12 protein-coding genes are annotated in these 12,134 nt (G+C 68.6%); 3 read left to right on the top strand and 9 right to left on the bottom strand.

From position 1 onward, the window contains the following. Positions 1 to 2: 2 nt before the first annotated feature. On the bottom strand, positions 3 to 665 hold the full coding sequence (locus L3Q65_RS36455) for a hypothetical protein (RefSeq protein WP_182893562.1): 663 nt from the start codon (positions 663 to 665) through the stop codon (positions 3 to 5). A 419-nt stretch (positions 666 to 1,084) separates the two neighbouring features. Here L3Q65_RS36455 and L3Q65_RS36450 point away from each other — a divergent pair, with 419 nt between their 5' ends. Then, entirely contained in the window at positions 1,085 to 2,155 is a 1,071-nt protein-coding gene (locus L3Q65_RS36450; RefSeq protein WP_182893561.1) for a CoA ester lyase, read from the top strand. After that, positions 2,152 to 3,015 (top strand): CoA ester lyase, encoded by an 864-nt coding sequence (locus L3Q65_RS36445; protein WP_182893560.1) that lies wholly within the window; start codon positions 2,152 to 2,154, stop codon positions 3,013 to 3,015. The genes L3Q65_RS36450 and L3Q65_RS36445 overlap by 4 nt, the downstream gene beginning before the upstream one ends. On the opposite strand, the gene L3Q65_RS36440 is transcribed toward L3Q65_RS36445, so the two are convergent. The 8 genes from L3Q65_RS36440 to L3Q65_RS36405 are packed head-to-tail and all read right to left on the bottom strand — an operon-like array spanning position 3,008 to position 11,322. Next, positions 3,008 to 4,393: an amidase gene (locus tag L3Q65_RS36440; RefSeq protein ID WP_237597705.1), complete on the bottom strand. Its 1,386-nt coding sequence runs from the start codon at positions 4,391 to 4,393 to the stop codon at positions 3,008 to 3,010. The two genes, L3Q65_RS36445 and L3Q65_RS36440, sit on opposite strands and share 8 nt — an antisense overlap. A gap of 15 nt (positions 4,394 to 4,408) precedes the next feature. Further along, positions 4,409 to 5,167 carry an SDR family NAD(P)-dependent oxidoreductase gene (locus L3Q65_RS36435; RefSeq protein WP_237597704.1) on the bottom strand — a complete coding sequence of 253 codons (759 nt, stop codon included), beginning with the start codon at positions 5,165 to 5,167 and terminating at the stop codon, positions 4,409 to 4,411. Continuing rightward, positions 5,164 to 6,588: an aldehyde dehydrogenase family protein gene (locus tag L3Q65_RS36430; RefSeq protein WP_182893557.1), complete on the bottom strand. Its 1,425-nt coding sequence runs from the start codon at positions 6,586 to 6,588 to the stop codon at positions 5,164 to 5,166. The genes L3Q65_RS36435 and L3Q65_RS36430 overlap by 4 nt, the downstream gene beginning before the upstream one ends. Beyond that, positions 6,581 to 7,348: an ATP-binding cassette domain-containing protein gene (locus L3Q65_RS36425; protein ID WP_182893556.1), complete on the bottom strand. Its 768-nt coding sequence runs from the start codon at positions 7,346 to 7,348 to the stop codon at positions 6,581 to 6,583. Before L3Q65_RS36425 ends, L3Q65_RS36430 begins: the two co-directional genes overlap by 8 nt. After that, positions 7,345 to 8,079 carry an ABC transporter ATP-binding protein gene (locus tag L3Q65_RS36420; RefSeq protein WP_182893555.1) on the bottom strand — a complete coding sequence of 245 codons (735 nt, stop codon included), beginning with the start codon at positions 8,077 to 8,079 and terminating at the stop codon, positions 7,345 to 7,347. Before L3Q65_RS36420 ends, L3Q65_RS36425 begins: the two co-directional genes overlap by 4 nt. After that, positions 8,076 to 8,891 carry an ABC transporter permease gene (locus tag L3Q65_RS36415; protein WP_182893554.1) on the bottom strand — a complete coding sequence of 272 codons (816 nt, stop codon included), beginning with the start codon at positions 8,889 to 8,891 and terminating at the stop codon, positions 8,076 to 8,078. The genes L3Q65_RS36420 and L3Q65_RS36415 overlap by 4 nt, the downstream gene beginning before the upstream one ends. Continuing rightward, positions 8,891 to 9,835 carry an ABC transporter permease gene (locus L3Q65_RS36410; protein ID WP_237597703.1) on the bottom strand — a complete coding sequence of 315 codons (945 nt, stop codon included), beginning with the start codon at positions 9,833 to 9,835 and terminating at the stop codon, positions 8,891 to 8,893. Before L3Q65_RS36410 ends, L3Q65_RS36415 begins: the two co-directional genes overlap by 1 nt. Further along, positions 9,832 to 11,322: an ABC transporter substrate-binding protein gene (locus L3Q65_RS36405; RefSeq protein ID WP_182893552.1), complete on the bottom strand. Its 1,491-nt coding sequence runs from the start codon at positions 11,320 to 11,322 to the stop codon at positions 9,832 to 9,834. The genes L3Q65_RS36410 and L3Q65_RS36405 overlap by 4 nt, the downstream gene beginning before the upstream one ends. 74 nt (positions 11,323 to 11,396) lie before the next feature. On the opposite strand from L3Q65_RS36405, the gene L3Q65_RS36400 reads away from it, so the two are divergent. Continuing rightward, a complete protein-coding gene (locus tag L3Q65_RS36400) occupies positions 11,397 to 12,134 on the top strand; it encodes a FadR/GntR family transcriptional regulator (protein ID WP_182893551.1) in 738 nt (245 codons plus the stop codon).

Here is a 12,134-nt window from a genome sequence, read left to right as displayed (position 1 = left end):
CTTCAGTCCGCCTCGGCGGGAACTGGAGCGTCGGAGTCCTGGCGCAGCAGCAGGTCGTAGGCCATCTCGTTGACCCAGCGCGAAACCGGGTCTTCCTGCAGCAGCACCCGGTCGTGGTGGGTGTCGAGGTCGAGGTCGGTGGTGGCGTACGGGTCGGCGGTGACGACCGCGAGACCGTAGGCGCGGGCGCGCGGCAGGCAGTTCGTCACGTAGTCATCGGTCAGCACGGCAGGCGATGGGAGCACCATCGCGGCCTCGCCGTAGCGCGAAAAGGGCACCGCGGAGGCCATCGCGGTCCGCCAGTGCCGGGCGACCGCGAGGACGCCGATGATCTCGGCGGCCGGCGCGGGTGCGGTCGCGGCCAGCTCTGGCCAGGTCCAGGTGTCGACGAGGGCGCGATCGGCGACGGGACCGACACCCATCGCGATCCGCTCCGCGTGCACGTCGGTCTTGAGCTTCGCGACGATGCTGACCTTGCGGCCGAGCAGGGTCGTCGCGGGCAGCACCACGCCGTTCCAGCCCAGCAGGGCAGCGGCCTTGCGCGCCAGCTCGTCGACGCTCGCGGGGAGCTCGATCGGCGGCAGCACCCGGCTCGCTGTCGTCCGGCTGCGCTTCGCACCGCCGGCGACCGTCGAGCGCTCGGTGTTCTGTGGGGTAGCCGCCACGAGTCCGCCTCCTTCAAGCACCTGTTCCCGTGCACCGGCGAAAACCGGTACATGAACTGAGTACCAGGGCAAAGACGCGAGGTCTCCGGGTTGCCCGGCCGCGTGCGATCGGCGGCGCTCAGCGGTCGGTGACCGGTCGGTAGGCGGTCGTTCGACTTCAGCCCGACCGTGCGGCCAACCGAGTGAGACAGGGGTGAGTGGTGCGCACGGAGCGCTTCCCCTGGGTGTGGCCCTGCCCCGCACGAGGCAGGGCAAGCGGCGCAGCGTCTTACTCCGATCGGCCTAATCGACGCGGTTCCACAGTGGACTTTCGCTGGTCACGGGCATCACCCGGTTGGCGGGTGAGCTTCGCCGCAGCGAGGGTTCGCATCTCCGGTTTAGGGTTACCCGTCGGTCAAGTACCCGCCGGGAGGACCAGGATGCGCTCGCCGAAGGACTTCTTCGCCCCGCTCGCCGTCGGAGCGCCGCAGCCGCCGCGGCAGATCCCGGTGCGGCCGTCGCGCATGATCCACTTTTTCGATCCGGGCAACGAAAAGATGGCCGCGAAGGTCCCGGACCTCGCGAAGAAAACCGACGTGCTGCTCGGCAACCTGGAGGACGCGGTCCGCGCGGACCGCAAGGAAGCGGCGCGCGCTGGCCTGGTGTCGATCGCGAAGGCGACGGACTTCGGCCGCACCCAGCTGTGGACGCGGGTGAACAGCCTCGATTCGCCGTGGGTGCTGGACGACCTGATCACCCTGGTCACCGAGATCGGCGACAAGCTCGACGTGATCATGATCCCGAAGGTCGAAGGCGCACAGGACATTCACTACGTCGACCGGTTGCTGGCGCAGCTGGAAGCGCGGGCCGGGCTGACGGAACCGCTGCTGGTGCACGCGATCCTGGAAACGGCGAGCGGCGTGGCGAACGTCGAGGAGATCGCCGGCGCCTCCCCGCGCATGCAGGGCATCTCGCTGGGTCCGGCCGACCTGGCCGCGAGCCGCCGGATGAAGACGACCCGCGTCGGCGGCGGCCACCCGGGATATCTGGTGCGCACCGACCCGGTCGGCGAGGACCTCGACGAGGGCCGGACGACGTACCAGCAGGATCTGTGGCACTACACGGTCGCGCGGATGGTCGACGCGTGCGCGATGAACGGAATCCTGCCGTACTACGGACCGTTCGGGGACATCCGCGACGTGGTGGCGTGCGAGGACCAGTTCCGCAACGCGTTCCTGCTCGGCTGCGTCGGCGCGTGGAGCCTGCACCCGGTGCAGATCGACATCGCGAAGAAGGTTTTTTCGCCGTCCCCCGCCGATGTGGCCTGGGCCCGTCGCGTGATCGCCGAGATGGGCGACGGAACCGGCGCGGTGATGATCGACGGGAAAATGCAGGACGACGCCTCGGTCAAACAGTGCCGGGTGGTCGTGGAACTGGCTGACGAACTGGCCGCCACCGACCCCGAACTGGCCGCCGCGTACGACGCCGCGACGAAGGAGATCCAGTCATGACCGAACTCCGCCCGCGGCGGTCCGTGCTGTACATGCCCGGCGCGAACGAACGCGCGCTGGAGAAGGCCAAGTCCCTGCCCGCGGACGCGTTGATCCTGGATTTGGAAGACGCCGTCGCCCCCGACGCGAAGGAAGCCGCGCGGGAACGGGTCTGCGCCGCTGTTTCTTCTTATGGTTCGAAGGAAGTGACGATCCGCGTCAACGGCCTGGACACCGAATGGCACGACGCCGACCTGCGCGCCGCCGCTGCCGCTGGTCCGGCCGCCGTGGTCGTGCCGAAGGTGAACTCGGCGGCTGAGGTGCACAACATCGAGCGCGCGCTGGAACTCGGCGGAGCGCCGGAGCACACGAAGATCTGGGCGATGGTGGAGACGCCGATCGCGATGCTGCACGCCGAGGAGATCGCGGGGGCGTCGGAGCGGTTGACCGTGCTGGTGATGGGCACGAACGACCTGGCGAAGGAACTGCACGCGGAATTCGTGCCGGGCCGGGGACCGTTGCTGGGCGGGCTTTCGCTGTGTCTGCTGGCGGCGCGCGCGACCGGGAAAGTGATCCTGGACGGGGTCTACAACGACGTCAAGGACGCGGACGGCTTCGAGGCGGAATGCTTGCAGGGGCGGCAGTACGGGTTCGACGGGAAGACGTTGATCCATCCTTCGCAGGTGGAGCCGTGTAACCGGATTTTCGCTCCTTCAGCGGAAGAGATCGACCGTTCGCGGCGGATCATCGCGGCGTTCGAGGAGGCTTCGGCCGCAGGACGCGGTGTGGTGACTGTGGACGGGCGGATGATCGAGAACCTGCATGTGGAGAACGCACAGCGGGTGCTGGCGTTGGCGGAGGCGATCGGGGCGGCTAGCTGACCGGCCAAGGACGCTGTTCCCCGCGCAGTTCCTCGTAAGCCGCCGCCACCCGCAGCACCTCCAGATCCGCGAAGCGACGCCCCGCGATCTGCAACCCGATCGGCAGCCCCTCCGGGGTATAGCCGCAGTTCACCGACACCGCGGGCTGGCCGGACATGTTGTACGGCACGGTGAAAGCGATATGCTCGAACGGTCGCGTCGGGTCGTTCGTCGGGGATGGCCAGTCGGCGGGCGGCGGCAGGACGGGGCAGGTCGGCGACAGGACCACGTCGTACGGTTCCGTCGCGCGCAATGCGGCCACGCTGATCGCGTCGATGGCGGCGAAACCGCGGTAAGTGTCCACCCCGGTCGCCTCCGCTCCCCCGGCTGCCCATTCCGCGATGTACGGCAGGACTTGTGCGCGCTGGCCTTCCGTCAGCGCAGCCATGTCCGACCAGGCGCGGACTCGCCAGAAGGTGTCCAGGCCGTTCAGGTGTTCGCGGGTCAGGAACGGGGCGACGGGTTCCACGATCGCCCCGGCGGAGGCGAACAGATCGGCGGCAGCGGTGACCGCGTCGGCGACAGCCGGGGTGACCGGGAGGCCGACGCCGGGGTCGAGGTGCAGGCCGACGCGTAGGCCGGACAGGAAACCAGTCAGGGAAAGCCAGTCGATGGAGGCGGGCGGCAGGCTGAGGTGGTCCCGCGAATCGGGTTGAGCCAGGACGCTCATCAGCAGGGCGGTGTCGGCGACAGTCCTGGTCAGAGGGCCGGCGACGCGGCCGAGGAAGGGCGGATCGACCGGGACGCGGCCGAAGCTGGGTTTCAGGCCGACCAGGCCGCACCAGCCAGCGGGGAGGCGGATGGAGCCGCCGATGTCGGTGCCTACATGCAGGGGGCCGTAGCCCGCGGCGGCTGCGGACGCGGCACCGGCGCTGGAGCCGCCGGGCGTGCGCGTGACGTCCCATGGGTTGCGCGAAGCGGGGTGGAAGCTCGAGAGGCCTGAGGTGAGCATGCCGTAGTCGGGCATGGTCGTCTTTGCCAGCAGTACTGCGCCTGATTCGCGTACGCGCGCCGCGGCGGGGGCGTCGGCCGTAGCGGGCTTTAAAGCGGTAGCGGCGGTGCCGAGCGGCGTGGGGACGCCGACGGAGGCGATGTTTTCCTTCAGCGTCAGAGGGACACCGTCGATGGGGCCGGACGGTTCACCGGCGTGCCAGCGTGCTTCGGACGCCTTCGCTGCTTCGCGTGCTGAAGCGGCGTCGTACGCGTACAGGGCCCGCAGTTCGGGTTCGCGGGCATCGATGCGGGCGAGGACGGCTTCGGTGACTTCGACGGGCGAGAACGTCTGCGCGCGGTACCCGGCTACCAGCTCGTTAGCGGTCAGGTCGGCCAATTCGGTCATCGCGGAACCTCCGATTCACGAAGCGGGTGGGTCAAAGCGGCCGTCCACTGCGGTCCAGCCGCCGTCGACGGCCAGGACGGAGCCGGTGACGAAGGTCGAAGCGTCCGAAGCGAGGTACACGACAGCGCCGGCCAGTTCGTCTGCGCGCGCCCAGCGGCCGAGGGCGCCCTTCTGGGCGTAGGCGTCGTACCAGTCGGGGCGCGCTTTGATCTGCGCGGTCAAGGGCGTCTCGACAACGCCAGGGGCGATGGCGTTGACGCGTACGCCGGACGGTCCGAACTCAGCGGCAGCTGTGCGGAAGAGCTGCACTAAGCCGCCCTTCGATGCCGCGTACGGGCCTTGGCCGGGTTCGACCGTGGTGCCGCGGATTGAGGAGAAGCCGATGATGCTCCCCCGGCCCTGCTCGACCATCGGGGCGCCGAACGCGCGGAGCACCTCGAAGGCGACGCCCAGGTTCAGCTCCACGACGCGGTCGAACTCTTCGCGCGTGTAGTCCAGCAGGCGTTTCCGGACGTTCGTAGCTGCGGTCAGCACGACGGCGTCCAGTGGCCCCAGTTCGGTAGCAGCGGCCGCGATGGCCCGGGGGGCGAGCAGGTCGATCTCGTACGCCTCGCCGACGCCGGTCTCCCGGGCCGCAGCAAGGTCGCGGTCCGCGCAGATCACCGACGCACCGTGCGCGTCCAAGGCTCGGGCGGCTTCGCGGCCGATTCCGCTGCCCGCTCCGAGTACGACGGCTCGGCGGCCGTCCATGCGGAACAGTTCGGCGTAGTTCACGGGCGCAACACCGCCATCCTGGTCACGGTCAGCTCTTCGACGGCGAATCGCGGCCCCTCGCGGCCGATCCCGGAGTCCTTGACCCCGCCGTACGGCATCGTGTCCGACCGGAAACCCGGCACCTCGTTCACCACTACCCCGCCGACTTCCAGCTCGTCCAGCGCCCGGAACGCGGTCTTCAGCGAGCGGCTGTACACACTCGCGTGCAGGCCGTACCGCGACGAGTTGACCGCGGCGAACGCTTCGTCCACATCGGACACTGTGCGCAGGCAGACGACCGGGCCGAAGATCTCCTCGTCCCAGCATTCGACGCCGTCCGGGACATCCGCGAGAACCGTCGGCTCCAGCACTCCGTCGCGCACCGAACCGCCCGCCAACAGCCGTGCGCCCGCCGCGATCGCTTTGTCGACCCACTCAGCGACGCGGGCAGTCGAGCGTTCGTCGATCAGTGCGGACACTCTCGTCGACAAAGAACGCGGGTCGCCGACGGTCACTTCACCAAGCCGGGCAAGCACCTTGTCGGTGAACTCCGCGGCCACCGACGAAACCGCCAGCACCCGTTGTACCGAAATACAGGCCTGTCCGGACGCGTAGAACCCGCCGCGCAGCACGGCGTCCGCGGCTGCGTCGAGGTCGGCGTCCTCGGCGACCACCAGTGCGGCGTTCGAGCCCAGCTCCAGCAGGGTCTTCGTCGGCGCGGCGTCGCGGGCGATCTGGTGCCCGACGGCGGCCGAGCCGGTGAAGGACACCGCACCGATCCGCCGATCCGTGACCAGCGCCGATCCGACCGAAGCGGCTCCGGTGACCAGTTGGACCATCGCGGGCAGGTCGGTGCAGGAGCGGACCAGGTGCACCAGCCACAACGTCGCCAGTGGGGTTTGCGGCGCGGGTTTCACCACCACCGGACAACCAGCGGCAATGGCGGGCGCGATTTTGTGCGACGCCAGCAGCAGCGGGTAATTGAACCCGGCGATGCCGACGACCACGCCGATCGGCTTGCGCTTCCAGAACCCGACCAGCCCGTCGCCGGACGGCAGCAGGTCGAGCGGCACGGTTTCGCCGTGCAGCCGAGACACCTCCTCGGCCGCGGCCTCCCAGGTGACGATCGTCCGCGCTACTTCGACCTGGCAGTCGACCAGCGGCTTTCCGGTCTCCAACACGAGCAGCTGCTCGAACTCCGCCCGACGCTCGCGCACAGCCGAAGCCACGTCGTTCAGCAACGCCCGGCGAGTTCGCGAAGGCAGCGAAGCGACTTCGCGAGCCACTGCCACCGCCTCATCCACAGCACGCGAAGCCAGCACGGCAGTACCGACCGGCGCGGTGCCGATCACGGTGCCGTCATAAGGGAACACGACGTCTGCGGTATCCACTGTGGACACCCAGCCGGGACCGATCGGCAGGCCGTCCGGGTAGTCAGGCATCCGTTTCTCCCTTCAACCGGGCCAGCTCGGTCCGCAGATTCGGCGCGGCGGCCAGCAGTTCCCGGGTGTACTCGTGCTCCGGCTCGGCGTAAACCTGTTCGACCGCACCGATTTCCACGATCTCCCCGCTCCGCATCACCGCGACGCGGTCGCACACGTGCCGCACCACGCCGAGATCGTGCGAGACGAAAATCAACGTCAGCGAGAACTCGTCGACCAGCCGGGCCAGCAGGTCAAGGATCTGCGCACGCACCGAAACGTCGAGCGCGCTCACCGGTTCATCCGCGATCAGCACGCTCGGGTTCGGCGCGAGCGCGCGGGCGATCGAGATCCGTTGCCGTTGCCCGCCGGAGAACTGGTGCGGGTACCGCATCGCCGCGTCCTCGGGCAATCCGACGGCGGTCAGCAGCTCCGCGACGCGCTCCGGCGACCGGCGGCCGAGCGGTTCGGACACGATGTCCCGCACGCGCATCCGCGGGTCGAGCGAACCCATCGGGTCCTGGAAAACGATCTGCATTTCGCTTCGCAGGAACCGCAGTTTCCGTTCCGGCAGCGAGTCGATCCGCTTCCCCTGGAACGACACCGTTCCCGCGGTCGGGCGGTCCAACGCGGCGAGCAAACGCACCAGCGTGGACTTCCCCGACCCGGATTCGCCGACGATCCCGAACCGCTCACCAGCGGAAACGTCGAAACTCACGCCGCGCAACGCGTGCACGTCCCGCCGCGAATACCGCCGTTCCAAGTCTCGTACGGAGATCATCGCGCGCCCCCCAGATCGGACGCCGCCAGCAATCGCTGCGTATAAGAATGCTTCGGCGCGGTCAGCACTTCTCGCGTCGAGCCATGCTCCACAATAGACCCGTCGAGCATCACCAGCACCCGGTCGCACATCTGCGCCACCACCGCCAGATCGTGCGTGATGAACAGCAGCGAACTCATCCCCGACAATCGCTCGCGGATCAGGCCGAGGATCTGCGCCTGCACGGTGACGTCCAGCGCGGTGGTCGGTTCGTCGCAGATCAGCAGCGCCGGGTCGTTGGCCAGCGCGATCGCCAGCACCACTCGCTGCCGCTGCCCGCCGGACAGCTGATGCGGATACGCCCGCGCGACGTCCGGCAGTCCGACCGCGGCCAGCAGTTCCTCTGCCGGACGCCCGCGACGGCCGTGCACCCGGAACGGCTCGGTGACCTGCCGCCCGATCCGCATCGCCGGGTTCAGCGCCGTCATCGGCTCCTGGAACACCATCGCCATCCCGTTGCCGCGCAACCGGGACAGCTCCTTTTCCGACGCTCCGAGCAACTCCCGGTCGTCCAGCCGCACCGAGCCGGTGGCCGACAGTCCTTCCGGCAGCAGGCCCAGCACCGACAGCGCGGTGAGCGATTTCCCGGAGCCGGATTCGCCGATCAGCCCGACCCGCTCGCCGGCGCCGAGTTCGAACGAAACACCGCGCACCAGGTCCGCGACCTGCAAGTTTTCCACCGTCAGCGTCATACCCGCGCCGCCAATCGGGGGTCGAGACGGTCGCGCAGACCGTCACCGAGAAGGTTGAAGCCGAGCACCGCCAGCGCGATCGCGACGCCGGGCACGAGCGCCAGCCGCGGATGCGCGGTGAGCAGTTCCTGCGATTCCTGCAGCATCCGGCCCCACGACGGCGTCGGCGGCCGCGTGCCGAAGCCGAGGAACGACAACGCCGCTTCCGCCAGCACCGCGATCGCGAACGACACCGACGCTTGCACGATCAGCAGCCCGCCGATGTTCGGCATTACGTGCGACCAGGCGATCCGGGTCCGCGACCGGCCGCCTGCCCGCGCCGCGAGCACGTATTCGCTGGCCATCACCTGCAGCGAGCCCGACCGCGCGATCCGGGCGAACGACGGGATGGTCGCGATGCCGATGGCGACCATCGCGGTGAGCGTGTCCGCACCGAACACCGCGCCGAACATGATCGCCAGCAGCAACGCGGGAAACGCGAGCACCAGGTCGTTCACCCGCATCACGAACTCGCCGAGCCAGCGCGGGGCCATCGCCGCGAGCACGCCCAGCGGCGTGCCGATCACCGCCGCGATGCCGACCGCGACCACGCCGACATACAGCGTCGTCCGCGCGCCGACGAGGATCTGGCTGAAGACGTCGCGGCCGAATTTGTCCGTGCCGAACAGGTGCTCGGCCGAAAAGCCCAGCAGCCGGTCCGCCGCGTTGACCTGCACCGGGTCGTACGGCGTCCAGACGAACGACACCAGCGCGGCCAGCACGACGAGCGCGACCAGTATCCCGCCGAGCAGAAGATTTCCGTTGCGGCGCATCAGGACCCCCGCAGTCTCGGGTCGAGCACCGAATAGAGCACGTCGACCACGAAGTTCACCAGCAGCACCCCAGCGACCAGCACCAGCACGATTCCTTGCACGGTCAGCAAATCGCGCTGCGCGACCGCGTCCAGCAGCATGCTGCCGAGCCCGGGCAGCACGAACACCCGCTCCACCACGACCGCGCCGATCAGCAGCGTCGTCAACTGCAGCCCGAGCACGGTGACCACCGGGACGGACGCGTTGCGCAACCCGTGCCGGAACAGCGCCTGACCAGGCAAGAGCCCCTTTGAGCGGGCAGTGCGCAGGTAGTCCTGGCCGAGCGTGTCGAGCACCGCCGAGCGCACGTATCGCGTAAGCACCGCGCCCTGCACGAGGCCGAGCGACAACGCCGGGAGGATCAGCCCGCGCAGGAACTCGCCCGTGTCCTGGTCGGGTGGCGTCCATCCGCCGCTCGGCAGCCAGCGCAGCTGTACGGCGAAAATCTGCACCAGGATGATGCCCGCGAGGAACGCCGGGATCGCGACACCGACCTGCGACAGCCCGGAAACCGCGACGCCGCTGGCCTTCCGGTGCCGGACCGCGGCGAACGCGCCGGCCGGAAGCGCGATCACGAGCGCGACGATCATTCCCGCGCCGACCAGCCACAACGTGACACCGAGCCGGTCAAGCAGCTGCGGGCTGATCGCCTCGCGCGTGACGTACGACCGGCCGAAGTCGCCGTGTAGGACGCCGCCCATCCAGCTCAGGTACTGCTCGACCAACGGCCGGTCGATGCCGAATTCGGCGCGGGTCTTCGCGAGCAGTTCGGGCGTCGCGTTCACGCCCAGCGCTACCTGCGCCGGATCGCCCGGCAGCACCGCCATGAACAGGAACACCACAATGGACGCCACGAACAGGCTCACCGCGAACACGGCCACCCGCCGCAGCACGCGCGCGGTCATGCCGGCCTCACCCCAGTCAGGTCGAAGGACTCGCTGACCTGGTTGCGCGCGAGCCCGGTCACCTTCTTCTTGGCGACCACGACGTTGGGGAACAGGAACAGCCAGTCCGCGGCCGCGTCGGTGTTCAGCTGCCGCGCGACCTCCTTCATGTCAGCCACCTGTTCCTGCGGGGTGCCGCTGTCCGCCGCGGCGAGCAGCTGCTGCACGCGCTTGCTGTCGTAACCCCAGTAGTACTTGGGTTTTCCGAACGTCGAGATGTCGCGGGCTTCGACGTGCTGGATGATCGAGAGGTCGTAGTCGTGGTCGGTGAAGACCTGCTTGAGCCACACCGCCGGGAAGTCGAGCGGTTCGATCGTCGCGGTGACCCCGACGTCCGCCAACTGCGATTGCACCACCTGCGCGGCCGACACCGCGTACGGCAGGTTCGGAATCCGCAGCCGCAGCTTGAGATCGTGTACGCCCGCCTCGGCGAGCAGCTGTTTCGCCTTCGCCGGGTCGTAGGAATAGACCTTCGACAGGTCCTCGTACCACGGGTCGGTGGGCGGGACCATGCTGCCGATGAGCGTGCCGCGACCGCTGAAGACCAGGTCAAGCACGGCTTTCCGGTCAATGGCGTAGGTGAGCGCGCGGCGGACGCGCACGTCGTTCAGCGGCGCGCGACGGCCGTTGAAAGCCAGCGTGACCTCGCTGTTCGTGGTGCCCTGCTGCACGGTGAACCGGTCGTCGCCTTGGAACTGCGGAATCGAATCAGCCGACGTGAGGTTGGAGATCACGTCGATTCCGTTCGACAGCAGGGCGTTGTTGAGCGCGGTCGGGTCGGCGAAGTACTTGAGCACGACCGTGCGATACGCCGGTTTCCGCCCCCAGTACCGCGGATTCTCCCGCAGGACAATGGAATCGCCGCGACGGCGCGAGGCCACCTCGTACGGTCCGGTGCCGACCGGATGATTCGCCAGATCCGCGACGCCGGTTGGACTGAACATCGCGCCGAGCCTGCTGGTGAGGCTGAACAACCAGCCGTTGCTGGGTTTCGACAGCACGACGCGGGCATGATCCGGCGCGACGACCTCGACGTGGTCCACGACGTCCATCGCCGACTTGAGCGAGATCGTCCAGTCCGTCTTCACCCGCATCAGCGAGAACTGGACGTCGGCGGCGGTGAACGGCGCTCCGTTGCTGAACTTGACGCCCTGTTGCAACTGGAAGTCGTAGGTCTTGCGGTCCGGGCTGATCGTCCAGGACTTCGCGAGCAGCGGCACGATCCGGCCCTGCGGATCGAGCTTCACCAGGCCCTCGTAGACGTTGTAGAGCAGCGCCTGCGGGATGGCCACGCCGTCGGAACGGGTGAAGTCGAAGTTGGCCGGCTCCGCCGTGTATCCCACGGAAAGCGTGTCCGGACCTGGGGAAACACTCGCGCTGGAGCCTGCCGAGCAGCCGGACGTCACGAGCAGCAGCGCCAGTGCCGCGGCAGTGCTCCGGGCTTTCATTCCGCCTCCTGCTCAGTACACTGGTCTGACCAGTAACTCAGGCAGACTCGCATCCGGCAGACACCGAGGTCAAGATGAAGTTCGAACCGGTGGCTCCGGTCCGCGCCTACGAGCGGATCGTCGAGCAGATCGAGGAGGCCGTGGTCAGCGGCCGCCTCAAACCCGGCGAACGGCTGCCCGGCGAACGGGAGCTGATGACGCAGTTCGGCGTCGGCCGCTCGACCGTGCGCGAGGCGCTGCGGGTGCTCCAGGCAGCCGAGCTCATCCGGTCGCGACCGGGCGATCCGCGCGGACCCGAGGTGCTGGCCGCTTCCCCGGGCGCACTGCACCGGTCGATGCACCGGCTGGCACGGGCGGAACACGTCGGACTGGCGGAACTGCTGCAATTCCGGATGGTGCTCGACGGTTCGTCGCACCTGCTGGCCGCGGAACTGCGCACCGCCGAGGATTTGACCGCGCTCGACGTCGCGTTGGAAGGAATGGCAGCAGCGGACGGATACGCCGAATTCAGCCGGGCAGACGTCGCGTTCCATGACGTCATTGCCCGAGTTTCACGGAACCCGCTGCTGGTCGTCAGCGGAGAAGTGGTCCGCGGCGTGGTGCTGGAATTGATCGAGGACAAGCTCAGCCACGCCAACGACCGCGGCACGCTGATGCATTCCTGGCTGCGGCACCACGAAGAGGTGCTGAACGCGATCCGCGCCGCCGACGGGGAGTCGGCGGCGCGGCTGGCGCGTCAGGCGCTGTATGACAACTACGCGGAGTACGTGCCGAAGGAACAGCGAACGCTGCTCACTCCGTTGCTGACCTGA

Origin of the sequence: Amycolatopsis sp. FU40 (genome assembly GCF_021903635.1) — a bacterium.
Lineage (GTDB): Bacteria > Actinomycetota > Actinomycetes > Mycobacteriales > Pseudonocardiaceae > Amycolatopsis > Amycolatopsis dendrobii.
The sequence above is the reverse complement of the archived record's forward strand: the minus strand, read 5'-3'. Positions and strand labels throughout refer to the sequence as shown.